13 protein-coding genes and 1 pseudogene are annotated in these 14,341 nt (G+C 58.3%); 6 read left to right on the forward strand and 8 right to left on the reverse strand.

Translation table 11 applies throughout. The features are described 5' to 3' along the window. Together AAAB35_RS00770 and AAAB35_RS00775 are read right to left on the reverse strand one after the other, a co-directional pair. Positions 1–668: PfkB family carbohydrate kinase (locus tag AAAB35_RS00770; RefSeq protein WP_340666345.1), on the reverse strand; the 668-nt coding region annotated here is incomplete at its 3' end. A 184-nt stretch (positions 669–852) separates the two neighbouring features. Then, positions 853–1,692, reverse strand: a complete 840-nt coding sequence (locus tag AAAB35_RS00775) for a MurR/RpiR family transcriptional regulator (protein WP_340666346.1) — start codon at positions 1,690–1,692, stop codon at positions 853–855. A 133-nt stretch (positions 1,693–1,825) separates the two neighbouring features. Between AAAB35_RS00775 and AAAB35_RS00780 the strand changes: the two genes are divergently transcribed. After that, positions 1,826–2,935 carry a Gfo/Idh/MocA family oxidoreductase gene (locus AAAB35_RS00780; protein ID WP_340666347.1) on the forward strand — a complete coding sequence of 370 codons (1,110 nt, stop codon included), beginning with the start codon at positions 1,826–1,828 and terminating at the stop codon, positions 2,933–2,935. A 75-nt stretch (positions 2,936–3,010) separates the two neighbouring features. Here the strand turns inward: AAAB35_RS00780 and iolG are convergent, their stop codons facing one another. The 6 genes from iolG to AAAB35_RS00810 form a co-directional block, all read right to left on the reverse strand. Next, positions 3,011–4,000 (reverse strand): inositol 2-dehydrogenase, encoded by a 990-nt coding sequence (iolG, locus tag AAAB35_RS00785; RefSeq protein ID WP_340666348.1) that lies wholly within the window; start codon positions 3,998–4,000, stop codon positions 3,011–3,013. 173 nt (positions 4,001–4,173) lie between these two features. Beyond that, on the reverse strand, positions 4,174–5,202 hold the full coding sequence (locus tag AAAB35_RS00790) for an ABC transporter permease (RefSeq protein WP_340666349.1): 1,029 nt from the start codon (positions 5,200–5,202) through the stop codon (positions 4,174–4,176). Positions 5,203–5,224: 22 nt separating this feature from the next. Next, a complete protein-coding gene (locus tag AAAB35_RS00795) occupies positions 5,225–6,766 on the reverse strand; it encodes a sugar ABC transporter ATP-binding protein (protein ID WP_340666350.1) in 1,542 nt (513 codons plus the stop codon). Between the two features lie 86 nt (positions 6,767–6,852). Then, entirely contained in the window at positions 6,853–7,782 is a 930-nt protein-coding gene (locus tag AAAB35_RS00800) for a sugar ABC transporter substrate-binding protein (protein ID WP_340666351.1), read from the reverse strand. A 627-nt stretch (positions 7,783–8,409) separates the two neighbouring features. Next, positions 8,410–9,225, reverse strand: coding sequence for a TIM barrel protein (locus AAAB35_RS00805; protein WP_340666357.1), 816 nt, complete (start codon positions 9,223–9,225; stop codon positions 8,410–8,412). A gap of 155 nt (positions 9,226–9,380) precedes the next feature. Next, positions 9,381–10,412, reverse strand: a complete 1,032-nt coding sequence (locus tag AAAB35_RS00810; RefSeq protein ID WP_340666352.1) for a LacI family DNA-binding transcriptional regulator — start codon at positions 10,410–10,412, stop codon at positions 9,381–9,383. 153 nt (positions 10,413–10,565) lie between these two features. On the opposite strand from AAAB35_RS00810, the gene AAAB35_RS00815 reads away from it, so the two are divergent. The 5 genes and pseudogenes from AAAB35_RS00815 to AAAB35_RS00835 form a co-directional block, all read left to right on the forward strand. Next, on the forward strand, positions 10,566–11,669 hold the full coding sequence (locus tag AAAB35_RS00815; protein WP_340666353.1) for a fatty acid desaturase family protein: 1,104 nt from the start codon (positions 10,566–10,568) through the stop codon (positions 11,667–11,669). Positions 11,670–11,705: 36 nt separating this feature from the next. Then, a pseudogene (locus AAAB35_RS00820) lies at positions 11,706–12,021 on the forward strand (MocE family 2Fe-2S type ferredoxin). A gap of 5 nt (positions 12,022–12,026) precedes the next feature. Then, positions 12,027–13,259 (forward strand): FAD-dependent oxidoreductase, encoded by a 1,233-nt coding sequence (locus tag AAAB35_RS00825; protein WP_340666354.1) that lies wholly within the window; start codon positions 12,027–12,029, stop codon positions 13,257–13,259. A 13-nt stretch (positions 13,260–13,272) separates the two neighbouring features. Then, on the forward strand, positions 13,273–14,070 hold the full coding sequence (locus tag AAAB35_RS00830; protein ID WP_340666355.1) for a 3-methyl-2-oxobutanoate hydroxymethyltransferase: 798 nt from the start codon (positions 13,273–13,275) through the stop codon (positions 14,068–14,070). A 3-nt stretch (positions 14,071–14,073) separates the two neighbouring features. Further along, positions 14,074–14,341: ACT domain-containing protein (locus AAAB35_RS00835; protein ID WP_340666356.1), on the forward strand; the 268-nt coding region annotated here is incomplete at its 3' end.

Here is a 14,341-nt window from a genome sequence, read left to right on the forward strand (position 1 = left end):
GAGGCGATCAGTACTTCCTCTTCGGTTCCGACAATCAGATCGCAATCTGCAAGAACGGTCTTCAGATGGCTGGAAACCTTGTCGGAGGCAATGTAGCGGCTGTCGCCCGCACCATGCCCGGCAAGCCCCCAGAGATTCGGACGGTAATCAATGTCGAACACGACCTTGCCGCCCGCCTCCTTGATCAGGCGAATTGCCTTTTGCTGCGCCGCGTCAGTGTTCGGCTTTGAAAAATGTGTGCCGGTCACGACCACAGCCCGCGCCGAGCGGACAAATTCGGGGTCCACATCATTCTCATCGAGAGCCATGTCGGCGCAATTCTCGCGATAGAAGATCAGGGGAAAGCTTTTGTCGTTTTCAACGGAGAGAATGACAAGGGCGGACAGGCGTTCCGCATCGGTGATAACACCTTGTGTTGCGACACCCTCCCGCCGCAACTGCTCGCGAATGAAGCGGCCCATTTGCTCATCGCCGACTCGAGTCAACAGCGCGGAGCGAAGTCCGAGCCGGGCCGTACCGACAGCAATATTGGTCGGGCAGCCCCCCACCGACTTGGCAAAGGAGGCAATGTCTTCGAGACGGGAGCCAATCTGCTGGCCGTATAGGTCGACCGAGGAACGGCCTATCGTTATGACGTCAAGCGGCTTGCTCGTATCAGCTTTGTCCATGATGGTCCTCCCAATATGCTGATTGGCCCCGCTCGCAAAGCTTGGGGAATTTCCCTATATGAAATAATAATTCTATCGAATCGTCAATATGGAATGTATGTTCTTTTTGCTATTTGACCCGTAGTTGCACTCGGTCAATCGTACCGCAACAGTTGCCCAATGATATCGCGGGGCTGAGAACTGCCTATCTGTTGAGGTTCCGCCGCTTCTCGGCGACACTGACGGTGAGGGCCATGGCAAGCGCCATCGTTCCCGACAGGGAACGGAAGCCTGAGAAATCTCCCTCCGCGGCCTCGAACCACACGGTTGCCGATTGGGCCAAGGGCGAGAAGGCACTGTCGGTAATGGCAACAACCGGCACATTGCGCGCCGACAACGCTGCCGCATGCTCGATCGTGGCTGAGGCATATGGGGAAAAGCTGATGGCGACGGCGGCATCGCGCTGGCCGGCAAACGATATGATCTCGGGATCGATACCCGCGGTCGATTCGATCAGTTGGTTGCGGATTTTCAGCTTTCCGAACGCATAGGCCATATATGCGGTGATCGGATAGGAACGGCGGCGCGCTAAGAGATAGATCGTCTCGGCACCGGCTAAAATGTCCACCGCCCGGTCAAGGACATCCTCCTCGACATTATGCGATATCGTTTCGACCGAATGCGTGGCAGCCGTCAGGAATCCGTTCAGTATGGAACGGTTCTTGGAAAGGCCGTGGGTATCGCCCCGCAAGGCCGATAGCCGTTCTTCGTAGGAGACCTGCCGTTCTCGCAAGCGTTCCCGAAATACGGCCTGAAGGCTTGTGAAGCCGTCAAAACCGAGATGCTGGGCAAATCGGATTAACGTGGATGGCTGCACGCCCGCCGTTTGCGCAATACTGGCGGCGGTCCCGAAGGCGATTTCGTCTGGATTGCTCAATGCATAGGCAGCGATCTGCGCTAGGCGCTTGGGTAGCACCTCGCGGCGATCCAAGATCATGGTGCGCAGCGCATCAAAATCCCGCGGTAGCGGCGCTCCATTGTCCATGTTTTCCACCCGAAACCTTTCCTGCAGCCAATGACCACCCAAACAAAATATTTGTATCAAGACGGATCAGTTATTCCATTTACTCCCCTTATAGATTATTTCAATCGAGAACTGCAAGCGATGGGAGAGAGCAATGCCAGGTGTTGGACTGATCGGAACCGGCTTTATGGGCAAGTGCCATGCACTGGCGTGGAATTCGGTTCGTGCCGTATTCGGCGACGTTGCTCCCGTACGTTTGGTGCATCTCGGAGAAGCCAATGCCGAGCTCGCGGTGCGCCGCGCCGGCGAATTCGGTTTCCAGAAGGGATCCGGCGACTGGCGCGCCGTCATCGAGGATCCGGAGGTCAATGTCGTCTCGATAACGACGCCCAATCAGTTTCATCCAGAGATGGCGATCGAAGCTCTTGACGCTGGTAAGCACGTCTGGTGCGAAAAGCCGATGGCTCCGCTTTTTGCCGACGCCGAAGCCATGCTCACGGCAGCAAAGCGATCGGGCAAGGTGGCCGCCCTCGGCTACAATTACATCCAGGGCCCAGCGATCCGTCACATCCGCAGGCTCCTTGCGGAAAAGGTCATCGGCGATATCAATCACCTGCGCATCGAGATGGACGAAGATTTCATGGCTGACCCCGATGCGCTGTTCAACTGGAAGCATGCCGCAACATCAGGCTATGGCGCGCTCGACGATTTTGCCGTGCACCCGCTTTCCCTGTTGTTCACGCTTTTCGGCCGGGTTTCGCGCGTCATGTGTGACATGTCCAAACCCTATCCGACACGCAAGACAGGTGATGGCGGCGATCGCGCGGTCGAAACATTCGATAGCGCCAGCGTCCTCATGCACATGGAGAACGGCGTCGCCGGTACATTGCAGGTCAACCGATCGGCCTGGGGCCGCAAGGGTCGCATCGCCCTTCAAGTTTTCGGCTCGAAAGGCTCGATCCTGTTTGACCAGGAGCGAGCCAACGAATTCCAGCTCTATGTGACCTCAGACAGGCCGACCGAACAGGGTTACCGTACGATCCTCACTGCGCCGCATCATGAGCCCTATGACCGCTTCATCCCCGCACCCGGCCATGGGCTCGGGTTCAACGATCTGAAGATCATCGAATGCCACGAACTCATCAAGCGTATCAATGGTGGACCTGCCCATCTGATCGAGTTTGCCGATGGGCTGGAAATCGAGCGAACGGTTCACGCGATGGCCCGCTCCTATCAGGAGCAGCGCTGGGTGAATGTGCGCTAACTAAACGGCATTTCGAACGCGCCGCGAACCTGCCCCTCCCCTTTGAAGGGGAGGGTTTTGGCGAGCAACCTTGGTTCAAACCGTAATCGTCCTGCCTTCCTTGACGGAACGGACGGCCGCATCGGCGAGCGCCAGAGCGATCAGGCCGTCTTCGCCGCTGGGCGTAGCTTTTGAGCCCTTGGCAATAGCATTGATGAATGCTGCGATTTCATTGGCATAGGCTTCGGTATAGCGGGTCATGAAGAAATCATGCAGCGGCGGGCGGGTATAGCCACTGCCATTGGCCACTTCGATCGAGACCGGCCGCTGGTTCTCCGCGGCGACCATGCCTTTCGAGCCATGGACCTCGATGCGCTGGTCGTAGCCATAAGTTGCGCGGCGGGAATTGGAGATCACGCACTGCTTGCCCGATGCCGTCGAGAGGATGACACTGACGCTGTCATAATCGCCAAGTTCACCGATCTTCTTGTCCACCAGCACCGACGCATGCGCCGTGACCGCAACCGGCTCCTCGCCGAGCAGGAAACGAGCCATATCGAAATCATGGATCGTCATGTCGCGGAAGATGCCGCCAGAGCGCGTAATATATTCCGCGGGAGGCGCACCGGGATCGCGGGACGTGATCGTGACCATTTCAACATCGCCAATGGCACCATCGTCGATCGCCTTGCGCACCGCCGCAAAGTGCGGATCGAAACGGCGATTAAAGCCGACCATCAACGTTGCCCCGGTTTCCCTCACCACGGTCAGGCACTGCCTGACCCGCTCTACATCGAGGTCGATCGGCTTTTCACAGAAGATGGCTTTGCCTGCGCGCGAAAAGCGCTCGATAAGGTCCGCGTGTGTGTCGGTCGGCGTGCAGATGACCACCGCGTCGATGTCTGTGGCCTTCTCGATATCTTCAATGGTGCGGATTTCGCAGCCGTGCGCCGCGGAAAGGTCCTTCGCGGCCTGCTCGAAGGCATCCGCGACGGCGACAAGCTTTGCCTGCGGGTTCGATGTCACGGCCTTCGCGTGAACCTTGCCAATGCGGCCTGCGCCAAGCAGGCCAAAGCGTACAGTCATTTCAATACCTCTTTGAAAGAAGCCCGGAATGAACCCGGGCGTTGTTTGCCACCGCTTCCCCTCCCGTCATCCTCGGGCTTGACCCGTGGATCCATCAGAAAGGAAGTGCGTATTTTGGTGCGTCATCCTCGGGTCAAGCCCGAGGATGACGGCGCCGCAAATTCAGTCCATTCCTAAACCTTGCGCTTCTTCTGGCGATATACGTCGACGATAACGGCGGCAACGATAATCACGCCCTTGATGATCTCCTGGTAATAGGCATCGACCCGGAGGAAAGTGAAGCCGGAAATCATCACCCCCAGAATGATGGCGCCGATGACCGTACCCGTAATTCGGCCGATACCACCGGTGAGTGAAGTGCCGCCGATAACGGCAGCGGCGATCGCGTCAAGTTCGTAGGTAACGCCCATGCCAGCCTGGGCGGTCTGGGCACGCGCTGCGGTCACGATCCCGGCGAGACCGGCCAAAAGACCAGCAATCGCATAAACCTTGATCAGATGGCTCTCGATGTTGATACCCGAAACCCGAGCCGCCTGCGCATTTGCGCCGATCGCATAGGTAAACTTGCCGTACCGCGTGTAGCGCAGTGCGATGTGGAAAACGAGCGCGACAACGAGAAAGACCACAACCGGCCAGATGCTCGTGCCGATAAAGTTGAACTGGTCGGTCAAACCGGAGACCGGCGAGCCTTTCGTGTACCATTTGGCAACGCCGCGTGCCGACACCATCATGCCGAGCGTCGCTATGAAGGGCGGAATCTTGGTATAGGAGATCAGCCAGCCATTTATGATGCCCGCGAGGAGCCCTATTCCAAGGCCGACACCGATCGGGATAAAAAACGGCAGGTCCGTCAAGGCAGGATAGACCGGCCGAGCCCAAGTGGAGGACTGGGCGAAACTTGCGGCGATCATCGCCGTCATGCCGACGACGGAGCCGGACGAAAGATCGATACCCCCGGTAATGATAACCTGGGTTACACCGACCGCGATAATGCCGATAACCGAAACCTGGAGAATGATGATGCGCAGTCGCTGTACATTCATCAGGAAGCTTTGACCGGCAAAGATCCAACCAAGGATCTCGAAAATCAGCGCTATGCCGATGAGGACGAGAAGGATATTGACCTCCGGCGGCAGCCGTCGGCGGCTCCTTGGCGCTAATGCGGGCGTCGTTGCCTTGGCGGTTACTGGTTCGCTTGTCATTGTTCGTTCCTCCCCGGGGAGCTCACTTGGAAGCGAGCTCCATTACCTTCACCTGGGTTGCTTCTTCTCGGTCGAGAAATCCGGTTACACGGCCTTCGTGCATAACCATGATGCGGTCGCTCATGCCGAGCACTTCCGGCATTTCCGACGAGATCATGATCACGGCCCCGCCTTGTTTGGCGAGCTGTGAGACGAGGCGATGAATTTCGGCCTTGGCGCCGACATCGATGCCGCGCGTCGGTTCGTCGAGAATGAGAATTTTCGGGTTGGTCAGAAGCCAGCGACCGATCAGCACCTTCTGCTGGTTGCCGCCCGACAGGTTCTCAACCTTTTCTTCGAGGCTTGGCGTCTTCACGCGCAGCGTATCGCTCATCGTCTTGCACGCCTTGGAAATCTGCCTCTCCGCGACAAAGCCATATTTTACGAAGCGGTCCTGGAGCACGGCAATCTGCATGTTTTCAAGGACGTCAAGAATGAGAAGACAGCCGGTTTCCTTGCGGTCTTCGGTGATAAAGGCCATGCCATGGCCGATAGCCTGGTTCGGGGTGTCGATTTTTACGTTCTTGCCGTTGATTGCGATCCTTCCCGTCGTCGCCGGCGTCACGCCGAAGATCGTCTCGGCGACGTTTGAGCGCCCCGAACCGACCAGGCCCGCAATGCCAAGGATTTCGCCCGCACGCACATCGAAAGAGACGTCGCGGAAAACGTTCTTCAGCGAAAGATCCTTCACTGAAATCACTACGTCCCCAATTGGCACGGTCTCCTTCGGAAACATCTGCGTTATCTCGCGCCCGACCATCATCTTGATGATGTCGTCGCGCGTGACGTCCGTCGATGCATGGGTTCCGATAAAGCGGCCATCGCGGAACACCGAGAACTCGTCCGCGATCTCGAAGAGCTCGTTCATCTTGTGGGTTATATAGACGATGCCGATACCCTGCGCCCGAAGATCGCGGATGATTGCGAAGAGGTGGTCCACCTCGCGCTCGGTCAGCGCAGAGGTGGGCTCATCCATGATCAGAACGTCGGATTCGTAGGACACCGCTTTCGCGATCTCGACCATTTGCCGGTTGGCGACGGAAAGATCGCGTACCTGGCTATCCGGATCGAGATTGATGTTGAGCCGCTGGAACAACTCGGCCGTCATGTCGTGCATCTTGCCGTGATCGACGAAGCCGAAACGGTTCTTGGGCTCGCGCCGGATCCAGATGTTTTCCGCCACAGTCATGAATGGCATCAGGTTGAGTTCCTGGTGGATCATGGCAATGCCGTTCTCGAGGGCGTCGAGCGGCGACTTCAGGCGGATCGGAACTCCCTTGAGATAGACATCGCCCTGATCTGGAATATATATTCCAGCAAGAATTTTCATCAGAGTGGATTTACCGGCGCCGTTCTCACCCATCAGCGCATGCACCGTGCCCCGCTTCAGACGGAACTGGACATTGTCCAGTGCAAGGACGCCTGGAAATTCCTTGCGAACATTTTCCGCGTTGAGCAGGTATTCGGCCTGCGGTATGGCGCCACTGGCGCGCACCGCCGCCATGGTCGAGGGACTGACTGCCATGATCATCTCCTCCCAGAGAGGCTCTATTATATACCGGAACGCATCGGAACGATGCGTCCCGGATCGTCAAAATGCGCCAGACGCGCCTAGTTTGACTTCTGGTACTTGGACAGGTTTTCGGGCGTCACCAGCTCGAACGGGACGTATACCTTGGCCTCGACCTTCTCGCCCTTCGCGAGCTTCAGCGCCGTGTCAACAGCGCCTTGGCCCTGGCCGGCGGCATTCTGGAACACCGTTACGTCAAGGTCGCCGGCAGCCATTGCGGCAAGTGCGTCCTGCGTAGCATCGACACCGCCGATCACAACCGAATCCATCGTGCGTCCTGCGGCCTTGAGAGCCTGGATCGCGCCGATAGCCATTTCGTCGTTATTGGAAATGACCGCATCGAATTTGAGACCGGCGGAAAGCCAATTCGTCATCAGATCCGCACCCTGGGTACGGGACCAGTTAGCGGTCTGTTCTTCAACGATTTTAAGCCCTTTGCACTCATCTGTGGCGATCACATCGTGAATGTCCTTGGTGCGCTGGCGTGCCGCCTGGTTTGACAGCTCGCCCATCATGACGACAACGTCGCCCTTGCCCTTGAGAAGACGGCAGACTTCCTTGGTTTCGAGCGTTCCGGATTCAACTTCGTTCGACGCTACGAATGCCTGCTTCTCCGGCAATTCATTGACGTTGACGGGTTCGCGATTGACGTAAACCAGCGGAATGCCAGCATCGGCCGCAATCTTCGACATGGCCGCCGTTGCGTCCGTATCCACCGGGTTGACGATGATCGCATCCACCTTGGAAGCGATGAAGTTCTGGATCTGGCTCTGCTGCTTGGCGACGTCGTTCTGCGCGTCTTCGACCTGCAAGGTCACACCGTCGAGCGTCTTGGCATAGTCCTGCATGCCATTGCGCAAAACTGTCAGGAAGTTGTCGTCGAAAAGCGCCATCGAGACGCCGATATTGGCGGCGAAGGCCGAACTGCTCATCAGGGCTGAAACAGCCACAGTCATCAGTAACTTTTTCATTTTCATCTCCTCCACAAATGGTGCCCGGCCACACCGCTTTATCCGGATTATCCCCACACCTTTATGCGCGCAGCCAACCTACCCCTGGATGCGAGATGCCGGCGAGGAGAGTGCGCGAAGTTTCGCGCAAACCTGATCCTGAACCTTCAAGAACGGAATATACAGACCGTTATGTTCAGTTTCTGAAATATTTATTCCATTTTCTAGGACAAGCGTCAAGCGGGATTCAAGGGCCCCTAACGATTATCGGTGTGCAATTTCTTTGCAATGCTGTGCAATTGACGTTTGACGGCGGCTGTCCCCTCTGGCGTCCCGACGTATCATGATAACGGCGCGTGGGTTCAGACAACGCCGCCAAGCTGGCAGCATTGGTTGTCAGACCAATCCAGGGGTGCCGGATATCAAATCGTTTACGAATCCGGTGGTCGCCTAGGAAATCTCGCAGATTACCCCGCCGCCGGCGCGCGGCGCTTCAAATAGAACTCAGTTCGCATTCTTGGAATCAATGCTGCCGATGCAGCCTACCAATAGCAAACGAAGTTGACGTCGCCGAAAGCTGGCGGACAACAACAGTCGAACCTGATTGGCCGCTGACTTGGGCGGCCAATCATTTTTCCGGCATTGATATTAAACCAGCCCCGCCTTAATCCCGTCCATGCTGTCCTTCACAGCCTCGGCCGGGTTCTCGAGCTGCCGTACTTCCTCCGCGAAAGGCTCGAACGAAAAGACGCCGTCATATCCTTGGTCGATGAGCGAGCGCATCTGCTCGACGTTACCGAGGCGGTCCTTGTCATCGACCAGCACGCGGTGCGGGTCGCGCATGGCGCTGACCGTCACGTCAGGATCGGTGACACCGGAGATGTGAACAAGGCCGGTCATCGCCGGGAACAGTTCCGGCTCACCGGCAAGGTGATGGTGGAAGGTGTCATGCACGAGCTTGAACCGCCCCTGGCCGCCCACCGCCTCGATGGCCTCCACTGCCTCGCGCTTGGAGCGCAGGGAACAAATCTCGAATCCGAGCGGCTCGACATAGCCGATCAGGCCACGTTCTTCGAGGATGGGCTTCAGCCCCTTGAGTGCAGCCCGGAGATTTGCCTGGCGCTCGCCATCCCTTTGCCCTGTGCCGTCATTGACGGGGACGAGTACAAGCGCTTTGGCTCCGACATCCCTTGCATAGTCTGCAAGCTCCATCGCCTCCTTTTCACGCTCCGGCGTCCAATCGTTGAAGCGCTGCAACGCGTTGATTGTCGCAATCCGTACGCCGACCTCGTCGGCCAGCGCCTTTACATCGCTCGCTGCCGTACCATCCATAATGGCATTGCCGCCGAGATCATTGCGGATCTCGACATCCAACAGGCCGAGGGATTTTGCGAGTTCGAAGAATTTGCGCGGCGGAAGCTCGGGCGCGACCATGTGATTGAGGGCAAAGACTGGATGCGAAATTGTGTCGGTCATATGATTACCTCCCATATAGCCTTGAACGTCGCGCCTCGACGTCAGCTGTCGGGCGTGAACATCTGTCCTGATCGCGTCTCCGTCAATCGCCATGATGAGCGAAAATATCATTCCTGATAGATTCGAGTGATGCGTGCACGCGCTCAAATGTTTTCGGGCAAGTAAATCTCGAAAGGCAGGAATGTCTGCCCCGGGGCGTTGGCGGCACCGCGTTCGATCGCATGCCCCATGAGTTCGACGAGATCCCGGCAGAGCCGCGCAAGTGGTGTGGCAATCGCCATGGTGACGATATTATCGGCGAGCGCTGCACGCGATTCCGGCGTGATCTCGTTGACGATCATGACGGGTGGCGGGTTTATACCGGTCTCGCGCAGTGCGGCGATTGCGCCTTCCATGCCGCCGCCAGCCACGTAGCAGCCGGCAAGATCGGGATGACGGCGCAAGAGGTCGAGCATCGCCTCATGGGTGATCTGCCGCGTTTCCAGGTTGACCATTGTATCGAGTACCGTGAATTCCGGGGCCTGTTCGCGGAAGAAGGCACGGAAGCCAATTTCGCGCAGTTCGTGACCATGGTAGCGATGGCTTCCAACGAAGATGACGACCTTTCCGCGCTTTCGTGCTGCCTTGGCGATCATCCACGCTGCCGTGCGTCCAACCTTGCGATTGTTGACGCCGATGTAGCCTTCGCGAACCCCGGCCGCGAAGTCGGAAAGCAAGGCGAATACCGGGATATTCTTCTGCTTCAGGTCCTCGACGGCCACCGTCATCGCCGGATGATCCGGAGCAACAAGGCCCACGGACCGGCAACGGGCCGAAAGCGATTTCAACTTGGCAACGATATCGTCGGGCGACTGAGAGGCACAGAATTCGACCTGCGCCACCCCGCGAAAATGCAAGGCTTGCCCAACCGCATTCTCGATCTCCCGCGCAAACTCCTGATAAAACTGATGGCCGGGCTTGCTGAGCAGGAAACCCACCCGGTATTCGGGGAGTTCCTGGCGCATGCGTTGGCGGATCAGGCCTGCGGCGTGGTAGCCGATCGTGTTGGCGGCCTCGTAGACGCGCCGTGCCGTTTCCTCGCGGACTGGCAGTCTGTTGTTGAGTACCCTGTCGACAGTTGCCACGCTGACGCCGGATACGCGCGCAAGATCAGCAATTGTCGGCCTGTTGGCCACATCATATCTCCATGAGAGAATCTATCAGTAATTCCTACCATGCAATGATGCCAAATGATAGAATTTCGTCATCCTTGATTGAGGCTTGCCAGGCTAGCACATAGCATTCGTGCCATCACGGAACTCCGTTGCATGGATCTGGGAGGTCACGCAATGAACATAGCCACCGTCGTGGCGCCGACGAAAAGGGACTACAGCCTCATCGGCCGCGATTCCCGCCTTGCCGTTGAGTCTGGGCTTGCCGCTGCCGAGTGGTACCACACGGATATTCTGCGCAAGCAGATGAAAGATCTGATGAAGCGCAGCGACGGCCCGGCCATTCGCGATACGATCGTTTGGCTTGGCAGCATGGTCCTCTTCGCAGGGCTCGGCATCTACTTCTGGGGCAGCTGGCTGTGCGTGCCGTTCTTCCTGGCCTATGGCGTTCTCTACGGTTCTGCTTCGGACAGCCGCTGGCATGAATGCGGCCATGGAACCGCTTTCAAGACGCGTTGGATGAACGATGCGGTCTATGAAATCGCCTGTTTCATGATCATGCGGAATCCCATCACCTGGCGCTGGAGCCACACGCGGCACCATACCGATACGGTAATTGTCGGCCGCGATCCCGAGATTGCCGTCATGCGCCCACCGGATCTGGTGCGGCTGGTGCTTAACTTTTTCGGCATCCTCGATGTCTGGCACGCGATGACCGATCTTGTCCGCAACGCCGTCGGCATTGTCAGCGCCGAGGAGAAGACCTTCATACCCGAGCAGGAACAGCCGAAGGTAATCCTCATCGCGCGCATCTGGGCAGCGATCTATGTCGCGGCCATCGCTCTCTCGATCTACATGGGTTCAATCCTGCCACTGATGGTTATCGGCCTGCCCCGCCTTTACGGCGCCTGGCATCACGTGATGACCGGACTTCTGCAACATGGCGGCCTTGCCGACAATGTCACCGATCACAGGCTGAACAGTCGCACCGTCTACATGAACCCAGTCAGCCGCTTCATCTATTGGAACATGAATTATCACGTCGAACACCATATGTTCCCGATGGTACCATACCACGCGCTGCCGCAACTCCATGCCATGATCAAGCACGACCTGCCGGCGCCGAATCCATCCATTTTCGATGGATACCGCGAAATGATACCGGCTTTCATCCGCCAGTTGCGCAACGAGGATTATTTCCTCAAGCGCGAACTGCCGATCACGGCAAAGCCCTATCGCGAGGAGTTTCACAGCGAACCGCTGGCAGCAGCCGCGGAATAGCCGTCAATACAAAAGCAGCATTCGGGAGGAACAAGTATGAGCAACTGGGTGGAAGCGTGTGCCTCCGAAGACATCGACGAGGAGGATGTCATGCGTTTTGATCACGACGGACGTACGTTCGCGATCTATCGCAGTCCCGAAGACGAATTCTTCGCGACCGATGGTCTATGCACGCACGAGCACGTCCATCTCGCCGACGGCCTGGTGATGGATGAGATCATCGAATGCCCGAAGCACAATGGCCGTTTCAACTACAAGACGGGGGCAAGCCAAGGGGGCGCCGGTCTGCGTCAATCTCAAGACATATCCGGTCAGGGTCGAGGCCGGCAAAGTCCTCGTACAGCTCGGGTGATTATCATGGAGCACGGAATGGTCATCATCGGAGCTGGGGAGTGCGGCACACGGGCGGCGTTTGCACTACGCGAGAACGGCTATGAAGGGCCGGTTACGATGATCGGTACCGAACCCCACCTTCCCTATGAGCGTCCACCGTTGTCGAAAGACGCCATGGTCTCGGACGATCATCTGTTGCCGCGGACGATCGCCGGCATTGAACAGTTTACCGAGAAGCGGATCGACTTCATCGGCAGTTCGACCGTCGCGGCGATCGACCGGGCGGTGAAGGCAGTCACCCTTCATGATGGCCGCAGCCTTCCTTACGACCGCCTGCTGATCGCCACGGGCGCAATGCCACGCGCACTTCCGCTGGCCGCAGGAAGCAAACATTGCGTCACACTGCGCAGCTATGACGATGCACTTCGTATCCGGGCAGGTTTCGGCCCGGCGGCGCGAATTGCCATCGTCGGCGGTGGCTTCATCGGGCTCGAACTTGCTGCGAGCGCGCGAAAGCGCGGCGCATCGGTGACTGTTATCGAGGCGCAGCCTCGTATCCTGATGCGGGGTGTACCCGAGGAGATTGCTGGGGTCATCGCAGCCCGCCACCGCGATGAAGGCGTCATGCTCCGTTGCGGAACGGGGATCGCATCGATCAACGACAAGGACGATAGTGTGATCATTACCCTTGCCGACGGCGAGGAGATCGTGGCCGATCTCGCGGTCATCGGTATTGGCGCCGTGCCGGTCACCGGTCTCGCGGAGAAGGCCGGGCTTGAAACGGCCAATGGTATCGTCGTCAACGATTGGCTGCAGACCAGCGACCCTGACATTTATGCGGCTGGTGACTGTTGCGCTTTTCCGCTTGCTATCTGCGGCGGACGGCGCGTGCGCCTTGAAGCCTGGCGTAATGCGCAGGAGCAAGGCGCTCTCGCCGCACGCAATATGCTCGGTGGTCACGAGCCGCACGAATCCGTGCCGTGGTTCTGGTCGGACCAGTATGAACTCGGACTGCAGGTTGCCGGACTTGCCGACGAGGCGACCCAGACGATCCGCCGCGATCTCGGCGAAGGCGCCTTCATCCTCTTTCATCTTGCCGCGGACGGTCGGCTTGTTGCGGCGAGTGGCATCGGGCCCGGCAATGCTGTCGCCAAGGATATCCGGCTCGCAGAGATGCTGATCGCCCGCGGCGCGCGGCCGGCTTCGGCGCAGCTTGAGGCCAGCGACGTCAAACTCAAATCGCTGCTCGCAGCTTAGACGGGATCCTATAATGCCAAACCTGCGCCCCACCGTGGCGGACATCCTTGCACTCAAGGGCCGCCGCCAACTCACCATGCTGCGCGTCGAAACGCTGGAAGAAGCCGAGGCGGCGGAGCGCGCCCGTGTCGACATGCTCTCCGTGCCACCTACCCTTCTCACCCCGGAATTTCGTGACGCAGCTCCATCCACCTTCACTGTGCCGGGCCTCGAATATGGTGATTTCGTTACCGCAGAAGACTATCTGCGCGGTGCGTTCAAGGCGTTGCGAGCCGGCGGCGATGCGGTCTATTGCGCCGCGAGCCTTGCCACCGTGCGCCGGCTACGCGATGAAGGGATTCCAGTGTGCGGGCATGTAGGCCTCGTTCCGTCGAAGGCGACCTGGACAGGCGGGTTCAAGGCGGTCGGCAAGACAGCGCTCAGCGCGCTCGAAATCTGGCGTCAGACCAAGGCGCTCGAAGGAGCGGGCGCCTTCGCCGCAGAGATCGAGGTCGTCCCTGTTGAAGTCGCCACAGCGATTTGCGAGCGCACTTCGCTCTTCATGATCTCGATGGGTGCCGGTGCGGGCTGCGATGCGCAATATCTCTTTGCAACAGACGTGCTTGGCGCAAATCGCGGCCACTACCCGCGCCACGCAAAGGTCTATCGCAACTTCACGGCAGAATTTGACCGCCTGCAGCAGGAAAGGGTCGCAGCCTTTTCCGAGTTTGTCGCAGATGTGCACGCCAAAAACTATCTGGGGCCCGAACATGTCGTCGGAATTCCACGTGACGAACTGGACCGATTTCTACGCGAACTTCCTGGAGCCTAACTCATGGATCATCAGCCCCTGAACCATCTGGCAACGCCACGGCCGGCCGAACATACGAAACGCTTTGTGCTTACGCTTTCCTGCGAAGACCGGCCCGGCGTCGTCGCCTCGGTGACGACGGAGCTGGCAAGCACCGGCGCCAATATTGCCGAGAGCAACCAGTTCTGGGACCGGCAGACCAACCGCTTCTTCATGCGCATCGCCTTTACCGCGGCGGAAGGAACGACGAAGGACGATGTCGAGCGGGGGCTGAAGCCCGCCATCGAGCGCT

The organism is Phyllobacterium sp., from assembly GCF_037994425.1.
Taxonomy (GTDB): Bacteria; Pseudomonadota; Alphaproteobacteria; order Rhizobiales; family Rhizobiaceae; genus Phyllobacterium.